The 18455-nt window shown below is 59.6% G+C and carries 16 protein-coding genes and 1 pseudogene; 9 read left to right on the forward strand and 8 right to left on the reverse strand.

Annotated features, from left to right (window positions below; translation table 11 throughout):
• Positions 1-25 precede the first annotated feature (25 nt).
• Both NKH30_RS21290 and NKH30_RS21295 read right to left on the reverse strand, forming a co-directional pair.
• Positions 26-3451 (reverse strand): acyl-[ACP]--phospholipid O-acyltransferase, encoded by a 3426-nt coding sequence (locus NKH30_RS21290; RefSeq protein ID WP_352996930.1) that lies wholly within the window; start codon positions 3449-3451, stop codon positions 26-28.
• Between the two features lie 893 nt (positions 3452-4344).
• The gene (locus tag NKH30_RS21295) at positions 4345-4692 is read right to left on the reverse strand and encodes a hypothetical protein (RefSeq protein ID WP_352816230.1); all 348 of its coding nucleotides are present in this window, start codon (positions 4690-4692) and stop codon (positions 4345-4347) included.
• 204 nt (positions 4693-4896) lie between these two features.
• Here NKH30_RS21295 and NKH30_RS21300 point away from each other — a divergent pair, with 204 nt between their 5' ends.
• Positions 4897-5073 (forward strand): hypothetical protein, encoded by a 177-nt coding sequence (locus NKH30_RS21300; RefSeq protein ID WP_023680685.1) that lies wholly within the window; start codon positions 4897-4899, stop codon positions 5071-5073.
• A 679-nt stretch (positions 5074-5752) separates the two neighbouring features.
• Positions 5753-6868 (forward strand): annotated as a pseudogene (locus NKH30_RS21305) (IS110 family RNA-guided transposase).
• A 1100-nt stretch (positions 6869-7968) separates the two neighbouring features.
• Here the strand turns inward: NKH30_RS21305 and NKH30_RS21310 are convergent.
• The 3 genes from NKH30_RS21310 to NKH30_RS21320 all read right to left on the reverse strand — a co-directional run bounded on the left by NKH30_RS21310 (position 7969) and on the right by NKH30_RS21320 (position 9770).
• Positions 7969-8142, reverse strand: coding sequence for a hypothetical protein (locus NKH30_RS21310; protein ID WP_352996932.1), 174 nt, complete (start codon positions 8140-8142; stop codon positions 7969-7971).
• 172 nt (positions 8143-8314) lie between these two features.
• Positions 8315-8947: an acyl-homoserine-lactone synthase gene (locus NKH30_RS21315; RefSeq protein WP_352542323.1), complete on the reverse strand. Its 633-nt coding sequence runs from the start codon at positions 8945-8947 to the stop codon at positions 8315-8317.
• Between the two features lie 73 nt (positions 8948-9020).
• Positions 9021-9770, reverse strand: coding sequence for an autoinducer binding domain-containing protein (locus tag NKH30_RS21320; RefSeq protein WP_352816227.1), 750 nt, complete (start codon positions 9768-9770; stop codon positions 9021-9023).
• A gap of 128 nt (positions 9771-9898) precedes the next feature.
• On the opposite strand from NKH30_RS21320, the gene NKH30_RS21325 reads away from it, so the two are divergent.
• Positions 9899-10114 (forward strand): helix-turn-helix domain-containing protein, encoded by a 216-nt coding sequence (locus NKH30_RS21325; RefSeq protein ID WP_352816226.1) that lies wholly within the window; start codon positions 9899-9901, stop codon positions 10112-10114.
• Between the two features lie 28 nt (positions 10115-10142).
• Here the strand turns inward: NKH30_RS21325 and NKH30_RS21330 are convergent, their stop codons facing one another.
• Complete coding sequence (locus NKH30_RS21330) at positions 10143-10421, reverse strand: helix-turn-helix domain-containing protein (protein WP_352996935.1); 279 nt, start codon at positions 10419-10421, stop codon at positions 10143-10145.
• Positions 10422-10549: 128 nt separating this feature from the next.
• On the opposite strand from NKH30_RS21330, the gene NKH30_RS21335 reads away from it, so the two are divergent.
• The 6 genes from NKH30_RS21335 to NKH30_RS21360 all read left to right on the forward strand — a co-directional run bounded on the left by NKH30_RS21335 (position 10550) and on the right by NKH30_RS21360 (position 16219).
• Positions 10550-11341, forward strand: coding sequence for an IclR family transcriptional regulator (locus NKH30_RS21335; protein ID WP_352996937.1), 792 nt, complete (start codon positions 10550-10552; stop codon positions 11339-11341).
• Positions 11331-12524, forward strand: a complete 1194-nt coding sequence (locus NKH30_RS21340; protein ID WP_352816220.1) for a M24 family metallopeptidase — start codon at positions 11331-11333, stop codon at positions 12522-12524. Before NKH30_RS21335 ends, NKH30_RS21340 begins: the two co-directional genes overlap by 11 nt.
• Positions 12521-13813, forward strand: coding sequence for a threonine synthase (locus NKH30_RS21345; RefSeq protein ID WP_352996939.1), 1293 nt, complete (start codon positions 12521-12523; stop codon positions 13811-13813). Before NKH30_RS21340 ends, NKH30_RS21345 begins: the two co-directional genes overlap by 4 nt.
• Positions 13814-13980: 167 nt before the next feature.
• Positions 13981-14727, forward strand: a complete 747-nt coding sequence (locus tag NKH30_RS21350; protein ID WP_352996941.1) for a substrate-binding periplasmic protein — start codon at positions 13981-13983, stop codon at positions 14725-14727.
• A gap of 107 nt (positions 14728-14834) precedes the next feature.
• Positions 14835-15491, forward strand: coding sequence for an amino acid ABC transporter permease (locus tag NKH30_RS21355; RefSeq protein ID WP_352542328.1), 657 nt, complete (start codon positions 14835-14837; stop codon positions 15489-15491).
• Positions 15488-16219 carry an amino acid ABC transporter ATP-binding protein gene (locus tag NKH30_RS21360; protein ID WP_352542329.1) on the forward strand — a complete coding sequence of 244 codons (732 nt, stop codon included), beginning with the start codon at positions 15488-15490 and terminating at the stop codon, positions 16217-16219. Before NKH30_RS21355 ends, NKH30_RS21360 begins: the two co-directional genes overlap by 4 nt.
• Before the next feature lie 44 nt (positions 16220-16263).
• On the opposite strand, the gene NKH30_RS21365 is transcribed toward NKH30_RS21360, so the two are convergent.
• Positions 16264-17307 (reverse strand): cysteine synthase family protein, encoded by a 1044-nt coding sequence (locus tag NKH30_RS21365; protein ID WP_352996943.1) that lies wholly within the window; start codon positions 17305-17307, stop codon positions 16264-16266.
• On the reverse strand, positions 17304-17960 hold the full coding sequence (locus NKH30_RS21370; protein ID WP_352996945.1) for a GHMP family kinase ATP-binding protein: 657 nt from the start codon (positions 17958-17960) through the stop codon (positions 17304-17306). The genes NKH30_RS21365 and NKH30_RS21370 overlap by 4 nt, the downstream gene beginning before the upstream one ends.
• Between the last annotated feature and the right edge of the window lie 495 nt (positions 17961-18455).

Consider the following 18455-nt stretch of genomic DNA (forward strand, 5'->3'; position numbering starts at 1 on the left):
AAAGCGACCCGTAAAAGCGAGCCGTTCAAGCCGCTTGGGTTTTCATGTCTTCGCCGCTCACCATTTTGGTCACAGCGGAGAAATCGAGCTTGCCTGAGCCGAGGACAGGCACTTTCGCAACGACGCGCACTTCGGCCGGCACCATCAGGTCCATGGCGCCGTTGGCCCTGGCGAAGGCCAGGAATTCGGCACGCGTGGCGTTGACCGCCTCGGTAATGAGGACCAGCTTTTCGCCCTTGCGCGCATCTGGCACGGCGGCGACTGCCGAGAGCGAGCCTTTCCACAATTCGCCCGCCAGTGCCTCGACGGCGGCCAGCGAAACCATCTCGCCACCGATCTTGGCAAAGCGCTTCGCGCGGCCTCGAATGGTGATGAAGCCGACGTCGTCGACGGCGACCACGTCACCGGTGTCATGCCAGCCGTCTTCGAGCGGCTCGAGCACGCCCGGCTTCTCGGTGCGCAGATAGCCCGCCATGACATTGGGCCCGCGCACGAAAAGCCGTCCGCCATCCTCGACGCCAGGCACCGGGTCCAGGCGGTACTCCATACCCGGCATGATTTTGCCGACACTGCCGGAGCGGTTGTACATCGGCGTGTTGATGGAGATCACGGGCGCGGTTTCGGTCACGCCATAGCCTTCGAGGATGCGCAGGCCGAACTTTTCCATATAGGTCGCGCGCGTAGAAGCCTTGACCGGTTCCGCGCCGGCAAAGCAATAGCGCACTGAGCGGAAGTCGTAAGGGTGTGCCGTACGCGCATAGCCGCTGAGGAACGTATCGGTGCCGAAGATGATCGTCGCGTTCGATGCGTAGACCAACTCCGGCACCATGCGATAGTGCAGCGGGGAGGGATAGAAATAGACCGGCACGCCCGATATCAGCGGCAGCACCGTACCTGCTGTCATGCCGAACGAGTGGAAGATCGGCAGCACGTTGAAGACCTTGTCGCCCGAATGGAAGTCGATACGCGAGGCGGCCTGGGCGGCATTAGCCAGGATGTTGCGATGGGTGAGCACCACGCCCTTAGGCGTGCCTTCAGAACCTGAGGTGAACAGGATCACCGCCGGTTGGCCGGGCTTGCGGGCGACCCGCGGTGTATTTTTGCGCAATAGGCCGAGCAGCTTGTCCTTGAGGCCAATGGTGGCCCTCAGATCATCAAGCCACACAATATCGACCGAGCGGCCGAGTTCCTCGACCACGGCGCCAAGTTTCGCTTGTTCGACAAAGGCGCGTGAAGTCAGCACGGTGCGCACCTCGGCGGCCTTGCAAGCGGAGAGGATGTTGGCCGCACCGGCAGTGAAGTTCATCATCGCCGGAACCTTGCCGGCGGACATGACGCCGAGCAGCGTCGCACAGGCGCCGTTGGCATTGGGCAGCATGATGCCGAGCGTCTGCTGGCCGGAATAGAGGCTCTTGAATTTCTCTCCAAGCACGGCGGCGGCTGTCAGCAGCTTGCCGTAGCTCAGCGAACCGGTGACGGGGTCCTGCACGGCCAGTTGCTTCATGCCGCGTTCGCTCGCCGTCTGGATGATCTTCTCCAGCACAGTCTTGTCGATGTCTTGGGTGCGGAAGACGAGATCCGACATGACCTGGTAGAGGGCAGCACCCGCCGCTGCGCGGCGCTTCCGGCCCTTGAGGTCCGGCGGTACTTCAAGTTTGGCCGGTTCTAGTATCGTCACCCTGACCTTTGGGAACAGCTGGCGGCGCACATGCAGCGAACTCAGCCGCGAAAAATAGCTCTTCTCCAGGCCGTCGATGCGCACTGGCACGATCATCGAGCCGGTCTTGTCGGCCACCATGGCGCCACCGTCATAGACCTTCATTAGGCCGCCGGTCACGGTGATCCGGCCTTCGGGGAAGATGACAAGCGGATCGCCGCCTTGCACGGCCTTGATAAGCGTGCGGGTCGACATCGGCTTGGCCGGATTGAGCGGCAGGGCGCGCGCAAGTTTCATGAACGGCTTCATCCACCAGGCTTGGGCGATGGTGTAGTCGATGGCAAACACCGGCTCCTCATCCGTCAGCGTCAAAGCCAATGGGCCGTCGAGGAAACTGACATGGTTGAGCGCCAGGATGGGTGCCGGGCCGGCCGCCTTAAGGTTTTCCAGCCCCTCCACCTCCAGACGATGGAAGGCTCGGAACAGAATGGAAACGAAGTCGCGGAAGGCGTTGGTTGGCAGATATCTCAGCATCAGCCAGGCGGCGACCACGTTGAGTGCGGCGAGGCCGAACAGGATACCTCCAGTGGAGACGCCCACTGCTTGAATCGCGGCGACAAGTATGCCGCCCACCGTCATAAAGCCTGCATTGACGATGCTCACCGCGGCGACGACGCGAGCGCGGCTGGCTTCGGGCGCCCAGGCTTGTACGGCGGCGAAGGTTGGTACGACAAGAAAGGCGCTGGCAATAGCCATGCCGGCAAGGTCGATCGCAACATGGACCGTGTTTGGCCTGGCTAAGAATATTGCGAGCGTTTCGGCCCCGATCGAAGGCTGCATGCTCCAGATGGTCCAGGCCAGGTCCATGCCGAACAGTGCCATCAACGCAGTGCCAACCGGGGCTGGCAAGAGCACGATGCGGCCCTGCGACATCCATGCGGCTATGGCAGAGCCAATGGCGATCGACACGGCGAACACCGCGAGATAGGCGGTGACCGCGATTTCTCCGCCACCGAGCGAATCCTTGACCAGTGTAGGCAGGATCGAAAGGACAATGGCCCCGATCAGCCAGAACCACGACGTCATCAGTCCGGCGCGCCAGATCCGCTTGTCGGCACGCAAACCGTTCACCTGTCGCCAGGTCGAGCGAAAGATGTTTTTGTCGATGACTAGGTCGGGAGCCGCAGAACCGGTGGACGGGATGTAGCGGCTGACAAACCAACAGGCCACGGCAAGGACCATCATGATCGGCCCGAACACCGAGACCCCAATGCCATCGGCCGAGACGACGCCTCCGGCGATAGTGCCGCCGAGGATGGCGGCGAAGGTTGCCGATTCGATCCAGGCATTGGCGCGGGGCAATTCCTTGCGCTCGAGGTGATCCGGCAGGATGCCGTACTTGATCGGTCCGAACAGTGCCGAGATTATGCCGAACATGAGCAACGCGATCATCAGCACCGGGATCGACGACAGGGTGATTCCAACGACAGCGACAGCCGCAGCGGCGATCTCGGTGAATTTCAGCCGACGGGCGATGAGCGCCTTGTCGAACCGGTCGGCGATCTCGCCACCAACGGCGGACAGGAGCAGGAAAGGAGCCATGAAGACGGCACCCGCCAGCGTAACCAGTGATGCAGCCTTGTCCGCCGCCAGGGTGAACAGAATAAGGAACACCAGCGTGTTCTTGAGGAAATTGTCGTTGAAGGCGGAAAGGAACTGCGTCCAGAAGAGAGGCGCAAAGCGCCGTGACGTCATCAGATGGCTAGTCGTATGGCCGTTCTTGGCGATTTCCATTGGGGCGGCTTCCATTGGGCAATACCGTTGAACATCGTGGTCGTATCGATCAGCGGTCTTGCGCCGTTTAAGCTTCTTGTAGTGCGAACGCGGTTACACTTCGTTACTGCGGCTCAAATCGATCAGCGGCTTTTGGGTTTGGGGCTTCTAGCCGGTTCATGAAGCGGCTCGCCTCTTCTGCGTCTCGCAGGGTCCTGGTGATGGTGATCAAGGTATGCACGAGCCTGGTCGCCGCCATCGGGCAGAACCCCTTGGCGGCAAAGGTTGCTCCATGAAATTGATGGCGCCGTCATTATCGAAGCGGCGATGGCGAAATTGGCATGGTGAATGTTTGCAGGCGCTTGAACCCTTGGGAGCATAGCTGTTGAAGGGCATCGATATTGTCTTTTGGTTTCAGGGTGAGGTTGCGCCGGCGTTTGTCTGTCTCCAGGCCGGATACAATCAAGCGGTCTTGCGACGGTCCGGACGAACGCAGCGTCAGCGCTGCTCCGCAGCAGCGGCTGCAGACGGCGGTCGCCAGCCAGCTTGAGGCGCAGTTGCCGCAACCACTCGCCATCCTCTCCGAGCGGATCGCAGGACAGCTACGCGATTCTGAGCACTGCCAAATCGGCCTAAATTTCCACTGCCGAATGGACGATGAAACGCGTAAGCGAGTTTCCGGACCGGAAGCTATGCGTTGGGTTGCCCAAACGATGCAGAGGCGCTGCTGTTGGCGCGACAAGCTCGACCGCAGGTGCGGACGGCATAAGAATTTTGAAGAGGCCCGTGGTGACTGGGGATTGCGCCGGTATTGGCGACGCGCGAAGACTGGGTCGATATCTGGGCGAAGGCAGCCCCTGCGACGCAACTTCATACCGGAGAATGGAGGCCGCGCTGGGAGGTTGTTGCTTCGGCTACCAACTCAAAGTGATTGTCCGGGAGAGTTCGGCGATGTCGCCATAGATCATCGAACCTGTGACGAGAAAACATTTATCACCGAGGACTTCGAAGAGTGAGCTTGCCGCGGTACAAACCGGCAGGTTCTTCGAATTGGCGTGCGTGCCGAGGGTCGCGGTTTCGACCTTACGGTCGGTCGCGGTTTCGACCTTACGGTCCTTGGCTTCGGCACAGCCGACACCGATCGCGAGGATTGCGATAGCAATGAGAGTCGTCTTGCTCATATTTTGCCCCTGGAGCCAGCTCTTGTCGGGTAAGTCGCGCGATGCATCAAGTAGCACCGGCCCACGATCGGCTTCATCCATCGATTGGAGGAAGCGGGCTCATCCATAATTAGCAATATCTTGAGTAAGGCGCCGAGCGCACCAGACTCATGGAACGGCGCGCGGAATTTCCATTCGTGACGAGGTGGCGATCCCGGCCGCCTTCGCAAACGGGTCACTCAGCATTGCGTAAACGTCTCGATTCCGAGCTATAGCTTTCCGCATTCGGTCATCGATCATACCAAGGTGAAGAAGGGGCAGCAGATCGAGCTTACCGGAGAGATCACGCGCGTAGACGAGGAAGGCGGCAGGGTGACTGTCGATCTGGGACCGCTGGTGACGATCGACATCGACAAGGTCAGGCTGGTCGAGAAGTACAGGACGCCAAAGCGCAAGAAGCCGCTGCGCGACATGGTGGATTAGCTCGCGGACCGCCGCTTATCCACGCGACATCGGTACCACTCAAACGAATGGCAATTTTCTGTCTGAATGCGTTTAGGGTCCATGCTCGCAGACCACGCATGGGTATCGCGCGGAGACAGGTGACTCTCGGTTTCAAGGCGTCGAGATGCTACGAGCACTGAAAAGTCAGTTCCTTAGACCTAAAGATCGGGCGATCTGCCAGCGGGTTGTCGACCAGGTAACCGCCGACGCGAAATGGTACAGCACCCCGATAGACGGTCAGATTCTGGCCTCGACCACGCTGAATCTCTTTCAATCAGGGGTCGTAAACGAAACGAATTTGCTGGCACATGTTCGCGCGCGGCGCCACGACTTCACTAAACTGACAGGCTAGTTCTTCACCCTCGCGACATGGGCGCGAAATGCGGTTCTTCGTAATCCGCCGGGCGGTCATGCAGCAAGTTGAGCGCCCGCTTTAGGTCCCGATGCAAATTGTCGATGGCGTCGTAGTGCGGACAGAACGGCCTTGGGGACAACTGCGCGACCCACAGTTCCTTCGTCAGTAGTCAAGCCTGCCGTTCGATCTTGGCAAGCATGATACTCGGAAATCTGTTCATGGCGGCGACGGTGCGGCATCCCGCAAAATAGGAATATATTCTGCATCCCGTCAAGGCACATAGACTCGTCTCGCCCTCAACGCATGCTCGCCGCGCACATTTTGGGGAAGCCCCCGACCGCTATCCGCGTCGATCTTGCCGCAATATTTGTCTCGTTAGAACTGTCTCGTTCAAAATGGCTCGTGACTTCGCTTTCGCCAGGTGGGGGCGAGAGAATGTCGAGACACCTCGTGCCGGGGGCGACATTCCGGGTTTGCTCGATCACTTCGCAGAGCTGCAACGAAAGGCGGAAGTGCGGACAGGGCAGCGTTTCCGGGTCATATCAATCCAGGAAGCTGGTCTGGATGGATTCTGGATACATCGGGTCCTCGAACGCGAAGGCATCGAGAGTTATGTCGTGGACCCGGCATCCACTGCCACATCGCGTCGCCGCCGGCGGGCCAAGACCGACAGGATTGACGGGAAGCACTGGTTCGAGCGTTGTTGGCCTACAACCGCGGCGAGCCTCGGGTTTGCGCGATGTTGCGAGTGCCAACGCCGGAGGAGGAAGACCGTCGCCGGTTGGTGCGGGAGCGGAAGGCGCTGACGAACGAGCGGATCAGGCACGTCAACAGGAGAAAGGGCCTTTTGTTCAGCCAAGGTGTGTCCGGATACGAACCGTTGAAAGGCGATCGACGCAAATGCCTCGACGCGCTCATTACCGCAGATGGGCGTCCACTGCCGCCAGCGCTCATGGCGCAGATCAGCCGCGAGCTTGATCGCATCGAGTTGCTGATCCAGCAGATCAAGGATGTTGAAGAGGCACGCGACGCCTTGCTCGTCGCGGCAGATGAGCCAACACCGGCCCTGCTGCTCAGCCTCAAGGGAATAGGTCCGGAGTTCGCGGCCGTCCTGTGGTCTGAGGGATTGTCGCGCAAGTTTGACAATCGACGACAGGTTGCCGCCTACGCTGGTTTGGTGCCAACGCCCTGGCAAAGTGGGCAGATTAATTGCGAGCAGGGAGTCTCGAAGTCCGGCAATCCTAGGCTCCGGTCGACGCTTGTCCAGGTTGCGTGGCTCTGGGTGCGCCATCAACCCAATTCCGCACTCAGCCAGTGGCCATCATCGCCCTCGCTCGGAAACTGCTTGTTGCGCTGTGGAAATACGTGAACGCCGGAGTCGTTATAGAAGGAGCTTTCCTGACGGAACCATCAGCGTAGACGCCAATCGATTCTAACAATCTCCAGGACCGATCAGGCCTGGCAGATCCTCGGTAGACGAACCGACGAAACTCATGGCCTCAAACAGCCGCCGCTGAAGAATGGTTTCGTCTCTTGGGTCCGAATCCGCCGCAAGCGGGATCATGGAACAGGTGTATGCGCCTGACCGAATATAAGGTGGACTGGGTTCGTTCGCGAACCGCGTCACGCAAACGGACTCATCGAATGGATCTACGGATTGCGCGGAGGTACATGACAATGTCGACGTGATGCCGCGAGCGCCGGCAGGCGTCCTGAGCGCCCAGTCCGGTCGGTGACGTGGTTGCGATCCCGGCCGCGGTACGGAGGGGGGTCACCGACGACCGTATCAGCGATACACGCACTTCCTTAGCAGGCGGCCCAGCAGCTTGGGTTAGGGGGGCCGCTGAGCCTGACCAGCGAGCCTTCGGGAATGCCCGACTGGCTGGTTAGTACATTAGATAAATGTAATGTAATCGAACAATGTGAACGAAGTACTCGGCGGCAAGAAATTGACTGGCACGATTCACTTACCGCGCGCCTTTGCCTTGGGTTCTGGCGAGCTTTCGGACGGGTTTGCAGCCAATTTTGCAGATCGCCGATCTGTTACCCACAGGGACTTTTTCCTCGCCACCAAATCGTCACGATCGCCCTCAGGGGTCGCTCGGCTATGCATGGCAGCTATGGCGAAGTCGGCTCTGTTGGTTCGATAGTCTTCTTTTTGGACAGTCATCGTTTTCTCCCAGTTTCATAGCCCCTCTTTTGCCCTTGCGGGGAGATTAACTGCCTGTGCATTACGGGAGTCAATCGATGGAACGACCACTCCGCAGTCGCGAGGGCGGGAAGCAAGCCGACAATTTTAACGTTGGAGCGGCTTACAGAGTGCCGGCAACACAGCCGCCCTTTCGTCGGGCTGCGTTGATCGCGTCCATGTTGCGCTTCAGCTCGCCGATCTTGGCTTCACCTGCCTTGATGTCTGTGTTGTCCATCATGGCGATCGAGCACTGCCGCACCGCGACCCTTGGCGGTCACGTGGAGGCCTGCGAGGATGCGGCCAGTGGGTCCCAAGCCAGTCCGCACGATCACAGCGACGCATCGGGAAATTTGGCCAGGCCCTCAAGAATTGTGTCCGTCGCCTTCACCAGGCTCTCGGGCGTGAACTGCCCAAAAAAAGAAATTGGATCGAAGGAGAAGTCGTACGCTCCAAGATCCGGTGTGTCCTTTTCCCAGACCTTCTTCTTCGATTTCGATGCCAAGGCTGGTACCGCTTGCCCCGGAGCGCCCGTCTTTGGACACCTCCGCCTTTGAATGGCTGTTATGGCGCGAGGCAGACAGCCGATTTGCACGCGATAGTACCTCGCCGCCCTCTGCGAGTGCCAGGCAGCATGTTCGTTCGAGGCGTGACGCCCAAAAGCGGACGGCCCGCGGTCAGGCCAGCCGCTTGAATGGCGTTTCGGCCCAAATCACAGGCTCCGTTATGCGGTAGAATTGTCGCGTCGCGATCAAGGCTGACGGGCTGACATCAACCATCAGACCGATGATCGTCATATCACCATGTGCGAGCGCAGGCCCAAGCTGCTTCGGATTCCAGCCAATCGATGCGAGGCGGTCGAACCAGTACTCCTCGCACACGATTGTCAGATTGCTGATATGTCGCTGGATACAGAATTCCAAAATTCCGCAGTAGATCACGCCGGCTGCCTGGCAAGGTCGGCCGGGCTCACGAAGATCCCGCGCCACGAAGAACCTGGTCCATTCAAAGATATTGGGTCGGCGCGGAACGCCGCCGTCGGCGAGTTGCGGAAAGGTTTCGCTCATCAGATGTGGCCGAAGGCTCGGCACGAAACGGGATCCGGCAACGACGCCTCTTCCTGGCTGGATGCCGAGCAGATGAATCGCTTCTGGAGTATCGAACGCGTCGATCTCGCGACCGTCGGGGCGTCTCAGGTCCTGCCATCCACGTTCATCGACATAGATTTCATGCCGCAGGCGGAAGTAGCTGTCGAGATCCCCTCGATAGGCAAAGCTGTTTGACGCGTCAACGACATGGACCTGAATCATTGCGGTTCCTCGCGATGGAACCCCATCCGACCACGCGACGATTGCCCGGGAAATACCCAGATCTGGGGATGGATCAAAGTTCGATTTCGTGCCTGCGAAACGCCTCCACGATCGCGTGCACAACGTTGGCGGTGCTGAGTTTCTGCTTGATGTTGCGCAGGTGGGTCGTCACAGTGTTTTCCGAGATGCCAAGTATTCGGGAAACCTCCCATGCGGTTTTTCCTCCCGCGACCCACTGCAGGATTTCACGCTCTCGTTGGGAAAGCTTTTGTCTCGGCCGCCTGCGCGAGTTGCCAACGAGGCGTTCGGCAGCCGAATAGGCATGGCGCGCAAGGGCATGAATGGTGCAGCGCACCGTCGGCGCCAAATCAATTTCACTTCCGGCAACCGTTACACAGGCCGGATCGCCAAACGCAGCCTGAATCGGGATGCAGATCCCGTCGCAAAGCCCAAACTCTTTCGCTTCATCCATCACCCTCCTGGCATTTCCGTCCGTCAAGCCGTGATGGACGTCCCGCCAGAGGAAGGGCCCGATCGCACCACGGCACACAGCAACACAAGGGTCATGGCGATAGTGTCCGGCAGCCATATAGCGGTCGTACCATTCCTGCGGCCAACCGTTGACAAGGATGTGTCCATCCAGCGATCCGGTGTCCTGGCGTGGCAATTCGGTGACCAGACAGGCTGCGTAGCCGTGACGTTCGATGCTCTTGCGCAGTTGCCGAATGATCTCGGCGGCGCTGGTTGCACGGTCAATCTGCGCGGTTGCTTCAAAGATTTGTATTAGCTGATCCTGTAAGACGCTCCCGTGAACCGCCGCCATTGTAGGCCCTTTCAATGTACTGAGACAAAGAACAAAATAAATAACTTAGGTCCAACCGCAACGTCCGGCATGACTTTTGACTACTATAGTAGGTGGCACTAAAGGGCGCGTTCTGACTGCCTCGCCGCATGAGGCTGAGGTCTGTTTTTGCTCGCAATCTGAGGTTGCTTCGCCAGGGCGCCGGCTTGTCGCAGGAGCAGCTCGCGGACCTTGCCGGCCTCGACCGCAACTATGTCGGCAAGCTCGAGCGGGAGGAAAACTCACCGACCGTCGATACGCTGGAGGTGCTGGCGTTGGCATTGCAAGTTAACGTGGAGCAGCTCATCCGTCGAAACTCGCCGTGACGCACTGGCCAGCAGGCCGCCGAGAGCATCAGGATTTTCCCTTGCGCCGCTCACTCGACGCCACTGCACAATTACCAGCTGGGGCTCGGGCGTTTTTGCCGGGCCGTTTCGTCAGCTCGTCGATGTCGACGCTTAACGCGGTGGCAAGCTTTGCGAGCGACAGGAGTGTGGGATTGCGACGGCCGGCCTCGAGACCACTCAGATAGGCGCGCGTGAATCCTGAACGGAACGACAGTTCCTCTTGAGAGAGGGCCTGTGCGCGCCGAATCCTCTGTACGTTGAGGCCGACAACCAACCGTAGGTCCATGACGGCATGGTCGTCGCTGGGCACACTTTAGGACGACACACTATAATGAACATTCGTCATTGACAGGCGCGGCTATTGCTGCTTTTCTCATCATATTAAGGAACGCCATTCCGAAATAAGGAACGTCAGTGACAGGAAATCTTTCGTTGGAACGTGGGCTTGCGGTTCTCAATGTCCTCAAGGAAGCGGACGAAGCAGTCGGGGTGCGCGAACTCGCCCGCCGGCTTGAGCAGAGTGCTCCCGCCGTGCAGCGAATTCTGAATACCCTGGCAGAGCAGGGCTATGTCGAGCAGTCGCCAGACTCGCGGCGCTACCGGCTGGGTCACTCCGTGCTGGCGCTGGCGCGGAAGGTCCTGGGCAGAGATCGCCTGGTTGGTTTGGCTGAAATCGAACTGCAGGCGCTGGCCGCCGAAGGGTGCTTCAACGCATTCCTCGGTATCAGGCGGGGCAGCTGCGGAATTTATCTCCTGACCGTGCAAAGCAAGAGTCCGGTCGTCATTCGTTCTTCACCTGGCGAGACCTTCCCCTTGCATTCCACCGCGTTGGGCAAGGCGCTCCTGATGGAGCTGAGCGGCGAGGCGGTCATTGCGATTCTTGGACGAGGTCCACTGGAGCAGGTTGCCGTACGCACAGTCACCGATCCGCACAAGCTCGTTGCTCAAATCAGAGCGTCCGAGCCCATTGGTTACACAACATCCCTGGACGAGAACTTTACCGGGCTGATTGCGGTCGGCGCACCGCTTCGCGATGCATCAGGCACAATCATCGCGGCTATAAGTGCGGCCTACCCCCGGTCAGTGGGACCGCATGTGGAGATCGCTGAGATTGGAGAGGCAGTAATGGCGGCTGCGGCGCGCATTTCCACCGGCCTCGGCTTTATGGAAGCAAAACAGGCTCGGGATTCCCATCATGCTGCTTAACCAAGCGCGCCTGAAACAATGCATGACGGCAGCCGGGCTTGACGCAATTATAGCGACTGCCCCGGAAAACGTGACCTACATGAGCGGCTTCTGGGCTCTGCCGCAATGGATCCGTCGCGGCCCGCAGGCTTATGTCGTGTGGCCGGCTCCTGACAAGGGCACGCCTGAAATCATCGCCAGCTCCAGCACGCTCGACCTCGTAGCCGATCAGGAAGTCTGGGTGAGCAAGGTTCGGCGCTATGGCGACTTTTACGCCAATGTCGGTTCCTCGACCACCGTGGACCTCGCCAATGAACGACACCTCCAGCTTCGAGACCTGCCGAGGCATGGCGATGCCATCGCGGCTTTGGTCGCCGCATTGGAAGAAGCTCAGCTCGGCCGTGGGCGGATCGGCATAGACGAGGCCGGGCTCGCACCAGGATACCAGGAAACCCTCAGAGCCCATTTTCCCAATGCGTCGTTCCTACCAGCCACCGCATTGCTTCGCGAGGTTCGTGCCGTAAAAACGGCAGGTGAAATCGAACGGCTCGGCCAAGTTGCCCAGATTGCCGAACGCTCCATTCAAGCAGCACTCGGCGTTGCTCAGGAAGGCGCCACCGAAGCAGATCTGGCGCGCGCTTTTCATGTCAGGACGGTCGAGGAAGGCGCCCTGCCCGTACTGGGATGCATCGGCTTTGGCGAGCGCAGCGCGCTCATGAACGTCCAGCCGTCTGACCGCAGGTTGCGCGCTGGAGAAATCATCCGCTTCGACGTCGGTGGCCGGTTCCGGCACTACCGCGCCGACATTGCCCGTATCGCCACGCTGGGCGAGCCGCCGCCGCAGGCGCATCGGCTTCAGCAGGCGCTGCTGCGCGGCGTTCAGCATGCCTGCGACATTATCCGGCCGGGCATGGCAGCAGCACAGCTCTTCGAAACGGTCGTGCGTGTGGTGAAGCGCGAAGGAATTGCCCACTACGAGCGCGATCACGTCGGACATGGCATCGGCCTTGATGGTTATGATGCGCCGACGCTCTCGGCGCGCAGTACAGACATCCTTGAAGAAGGAATGGTGCTGTGCGTGGAGACCCCCTACTACGAAATCGGCCGCTGGGGACTCCAGGTGGAGGACATGGTGGTTGTTCGCGAGCGCGGAGTGGAGCGGCTGACGCAGACGCGCGATGCAATCACCCGGGTGCCGTTATGAGCCGCGCGGCAGGGTTTTCCTGTATTCGATGCGGCGCCTTGTTCCGGATCGATACCAAAATCGACTCACGCGGCTGCCCGAAATGCTGTGCCGAAGCACCGGCCAATCTTAAGGTCGTCTACGATCCATCCGGAGCTACATCGGCCGCTTCCGCAACGGGTGCCGCCCTGCCCTCGCTCTGGCGCTATGCCGACATGCTTCCTTGTGGACTCAGCGATGCAATCTCCTTGGGCGAGGGCCTGACGCCATTGCTGAGCGCCGAGAAGCTGGGAAAGCAGCTCGGCGTCCCCAAGCTGCTTATCAAGGACGAGGGCGCAAACCCTACCTGGTCCCACAAGGACCGCTTCTCGACCGTGGCGGTGTCGATGGCACGTTTGAGTGGCGCACGCGTGGTGGCGACTGCTTCGTCGGGAAACGCCGGGGCCTCACTTGCCGCCTATGCTGCACGGGCGGGCCTGAAATGCGTCGTTGTCACATTCTCAGGCACCGCCGGCGCAATGTTGGCGCAGATCCGCAAATACGGCGCAAGCGTCGTATCCCTGGCCGACAAGTCCCATCGCTGGCCATTGCTTGCCGCTGGTACCGAGCGCCTCGGATGGTTTGCAACATCACCGTTTCACAGCCCCGTGGTCGGCAGTCATCCTGTCGGGATCGAGGGCTACAAGACCCTGGCTTACGAAATCGTCGAACAAATGCACGGTGCCGTGCCGGACTGGTGCGCCTTGCCTGTTTGCTATGGGGATGCGCTTGCCGGGCTGTGGGCCGGATTCAAGGATCTTCTCAGCCAAGGCAAGATCGAGCGGTTGCCGAGACTCGTGGCGGCGGAAGTGCACGGATCTTTGGCCAGAGCCCTTGCCGGCAAGGGAGATCTGGTTGCCGAAGTCCCCGCAAGCTTCGACACGCTTGCCATCTCGATCGGCACCACACGAAGCACGTTTCAGGCGCTCAACGCCCTGCGTGAATCTGGCGGCACGGCAATGCCAGTCGGCAATATCGGCTTGATAGCGATGCAGCAGCAGCTTGCGGCCACCGAGGGTGTTTTTGCCGAGCTTGCCTCGGTGACGCCATTTGCAGCTATCGAATCCTTGAGGCGAGAAGGCACCATCGCGCGGTCGGACAGCGTCGTTGCCATCGTGACAGCGAGCGGCCTCAAGGATTTGGATCGTTCGACCGGTCCGAACAAAGCACAACCATCGTTTCAGTCAGTTGCCGAAGCGTGGGAATACGTTGCCGAGGGCGGTGACTATTTCACGCCCTCACTTGAACGACGCGCGACCAAGATGTCTTGAAGAGAAGATAGAGGCGATCATGAACGGATGCGATTTCTGATCGATTGATGATCTCGTCCACCATTGGACGGTATTGCGACTTCCTAAAAGCTATCCAGGAGAGGCAAATTCAACTCGCTCAGCGAGCGGAACCTCGATTATTCAAACATGATGTAAGGGGAATGTCCATGCTTCACAAAACGCTCATCGGCTGGCTTGCAGCTATCGGTGTCGGAATGGCAACGCAGACAATAGCCGAGGAAACGCTCAGAGTCGGCGTCACGCCAACCGGAGTGCCGTTCACGTTTGTCGACACCGCAACCCAAAAGCCGACAGGCGCGATGGTCGATCTGGCAAGTGCGATTGCCGCGAGCCTTGGCACGACCGCCGATTTTCAAATAAACGCTTTTCCAGCCCTGATCCCGGCATTGACGACCGACAAAATCAATCTGATTTCCGCCAGCATGTTCATAACGGGCAAACGAAAGCAGGTGGTCGATTTCAGCACGCCGGTTTACGCCTATGGCGAGGCGATGTTTGTTGCTGCCGGCGATAGCAAAAACTACACGATCGAGGAGCTCAGAGGTGCGACCGTCGGGGCGCAGATCGGCTCGACCTACGCTGACGCTCTGGAAGCGCTTGGCGTCTTCGGTCAAGTCAAGCTCTACGACTCAATCGCTGACATGATGCGGGATGTGGTTCTGGGCCGCATCAAGGCCGGTTTCGGTGACGCCCCGATCGTCGCATATCAGCTTTCAAAGAATCCCGAGCTGGGTGTTCGCCTCGTCGACGGCTATCAGCCGATGAAAAAAGGCGAGGTCGCGTTGGCGGTTGCCAAGGAAAATCCACTGCTTCTCGAAAAGGTGAATGCCTCCATCGCCAAGCTGAAGGAAAGCGGCGAATTAAGCCGAATATTTGCCAAGTATGGCCTTTGAGGCCGACCCGCACTGACCTCGACAGAAGCGCCGGCTGGCAGGACCAAAGGATCGCATCGGAATGACCGGCTTTGACGGCCGGGGTACGTGCCAAGAGGAAGCCGGCCATGACCAAATTCATCGCGCATGCAACGGAATATCTGCCGCTTCTTCTTAACGGCGTTTGGCTGACCGTCATGATAACCCTTCTTGCGCTGTGTCTTGCGACGGCGCTCGGCCTTGTCTGGGCGCTGTTCAGGACATCGGGGATACGCTGTCTCGCCGTGCCGACGCGGCTCCTTGTCGACTTCGTGCGCGGCATACCACTGCTGGTGGTTCTCTTTTATATCTACTTTGTCGCGCCCGAGATCGGCATCAACCTGACTGCGCTCCAGGCTGGCACGATCGGGCTGGGGCTGGCTCACTCCTGCTATCTCGGGGAAACTTTCCGGGCTGGCATCGAGGCGGTCGATAAGGGTCAGGTCGAAGCGGCAAAATCGATCGGAATGAAGCGTCCGTTGATGATGCGCCGCGTCGTGCTGCCGCAGGCATTCAAGATTATCCTGCCGCCTTACGCCAACAACATGGTCATGCTGCTGAAGGACTCCTCGCTTGTGTCGGTGATTTCGGTTCAGGAGTTGACCATGCAGGGCAAGATGCTTGCGTCGTCCACATTCGACAACATGACAGTTTTTACCTTGGTGGCACTGCTTTACCTGTGCCTGACGGTTCCGCTGAACCTGTTTATGCGTAGAATCGAAAGCTATCTTGGGGCGGCGGGATGATCACCTTTGAAAACGTGCACAAGTCCTTCGGCTCCCACGAAGTCCTCAAGGGAATCAACGCCGAGATCGCCAAAGGACAGGTCGTATGTCTGATTGGGCCCTCGGGTTCCGGCAAATCGACGCTTCTGCGATGTGTGAACGGGCTTGAGACCTATCAGCGCGGTCGCATCAGTATCGACGGCACCGTGGTCGATGCCGCCTCGCCCCAGGTTCACGCCATCTGCACCCGCGTTTCCATGGTTTTCCAACGTTTCAACCTGTTTCCGCACCGCACAGCCCTGGAAAATGTCATGGAAGGGCCGCTCTACGTGCTGAAGGAAAATAGGAACCAGGTCCGGGAGCGGGCCACGGCATTGCTCAATCGCGTCGGGTTGGCCGACAAGACGAATGCCTATCCCGCGTCATTGTCGGGGGGTCAACAGCAGCGCGTGGCCATCGCCCGTGCCCTGGCGATGCGCCCACAGGCCATTCTTTTCGACGAGCCCACCTCCGCACTTGACCCGGAAACGGTCGGCGAGGTCCTGCAGGTCATGCGCGCGCTCGCAGACGAGAACATGACCATGCTCGTGGTTACGCACGAAATTCAGTTCGCCCGCGAGGTTTCCGACAGCGTCCTCTTTCTCGACGGCGGCCGGATCGTTGAGCAAGGTCCGGCCAAGGAACTGCTTCGAAATCCGAGACACGAACGCACTAGGGATTTTCTTCACCGGGTCATGCACCCTGTGTGACTGCTGGCCGATGTTGTTTGTCGCCTAGCCTCAGTTCGGACCTGTCACTGCGTAGGGGACAGGCCGTCCCCCGCGAGGACGGCGTTTAAAGTTCTGCGGTTCCAAGGGAATCTCGTCCATGCCGTCTCTTCGGCCGGACGAATTTGCGTGAGAACAGTTGGTTCAAGGGGAATGGAGATTGGCCAATGCTTCAAACCGGCGAGCCAGTCGGGGTTGTAGACTGTATCGGAATGACGATGCCCTTCATCTGGCATTATCACGACGGTGGAGGCTTCCGGATTGTGCCTGGCGAACCAGGCGCCGACCACGGCTGCGGCGCCGCTGGTCGGCCCCATGAACAGCCCGTGATCGCGAAACAGCCCATGCGCCATTGCGTAGGCCGGCAATGCGCCCACCCAATGAATATCGTCGATCATCTCATGACGAACATTGTCCGGCAAAACGCTGTTGCCGAGCCCGCGCAGCATGCGACGTCCGACAGGCTGGCCAAAGAGCATGCTTCTGTGGGTATCGACAGCAATCATCCTGAGATCAGGAAAGAGCTCACGAAGGAAGCCTCCGGTTCCACAAAGCGATCCCCCAGTGCCCACGCAGCCGACGAGGCAATCGATGCGGCCGAATGATCGAACAACGAGGTCCGCCAGGCGCGCGTAAGCAAGGCGGTTTTCCGGATTGTCGTATTGCCGAGGCCAATACGTGCCCGGGCTATCTTGCAGGGTCTGCTGAAGATACTGGAGCCGACCGCGCTGATTGCCGTCTCCTTGAGGATCGTCGATGGCCATGACTTTGGCACCAAGTTGTTCCAGTCGCCGCCTGAGTTTCAGGTCGATGAGGCTGGAGGCCGTGACAAGTATAAGCGCATAGCCACGAGCCGCAGCCAGCATGGCGATGGCGAGGCCGAATGTGCCCGACGTCGTTTCGATGATGTGACCTTCCCGCCTGAGGCGCCCTGACGCTTCCGCCTGATCGACCATGAACCGGGCGGGGATCAGCTTCATGAGGGAAAAGCAGGCGGCGTTGAGGTTAGGTGCGAGTTGGGCAAAACGCGGCGTCTCGTAGGCGCGTAAATAGTCTTGCGCCGCGGTCACTGGATTAGCCTCGTTTCGGCATTAAGGGCAAACGTATGGACGCCTTGCAGACCTGTGCCGCTCACCTGCCTTGCGAGCCCAGCAGCGCGCATGGCCGCCCTGGGCGCAGTCGCATCCAGAAGGATGCCGATCAATGTTCCGCTGTGGGCCACCTGCACACCGCACGCGTCATGCGCCCGCGCTATATCCAAAATGGTGTCGAAGGATGCCTTCGGCAGGTGCTTCTGACTGATACTGGCGCTGATGGTTGCGACACGTCCAAGCAGGCGGGGATCTTGTTGCCGGATGGAGCGGTTCGCCAGTCCCCGCAGAACACGGAACAGCCCGATTTCCTCACTGTCGTAGCGTGCTCGTCGCATGCCTAGCGTGTCGATCGGTCGGGCACTGCCGTCCCTGAAACCCACTACGAGAAAGGGCGGGAACTCGCCTCCGAAATGTTCGATTGTACGGCCTTCCCGGTGAGCGAAGAGGAGAGCTTGGTCGCAGTAGGCGATGGCGTCGCTTGCGCTTTCCGCGGCAACGGCCAGTCGCGCAACAGTTGACTGGCGCAGCGTGACGCGCGCCGAAGCCGCGACCGCGCGGATCGAGGCAATGACGTCTGCCGTGGAGGAACCGTAGCCGTGCCCTATCGGAATAGAGCTTTCGATCGTCAATTCTCCCCCCCTGCCAGCTACCCCGACATGCTCGAGCGTGAGGGCCGCCGCGCGCGCCGCTTTGACCCGGTTTGCGGGTCGCGGCCGAATGCCATCTTGTTCATCCGGCCAGAAGGTCGCTAGCGACCCTTGCGACGTCAGCGGAAGCGTGACGAGTCCGCGACAAAGCCGTCCGTTGTCCGCTTCAAAGACGCCTTGGAGGAATTCCCCGTGATGGGCGTGTGCCCGACCGACTCCTACCACCAGAGGCCATGTGACAGTCTCCTTGTTGATCTTCCTCGAATGTGTCTGCTGGCCGGATCTCGGTGTGCTTGTCTGGGTCACCGCATCATCTCCTCACCATGGCATTGGGCGATGATGCGTGCGACTGACCCGTGCTGTCACTCGCCAAATCTCGGTAGTCCCATTGGCAAGCACATCATGCAAAGATACGGACAAGATTGCCCCATCAATTGGAGCCTCCAATACTGGACTAGACACAGCAGCACTCGTTTC

The organism is Mesorhizobium sp. M1273 (genome assembly GCF_040318195.1).
In the GTDB taxonomy this organism is placed as follows: domain Bacteria; phylum Pseudomonadota; class Alphaproteobacteria; order Rhizobiales; family Rhizobiaceae; genus Mesorhizobium.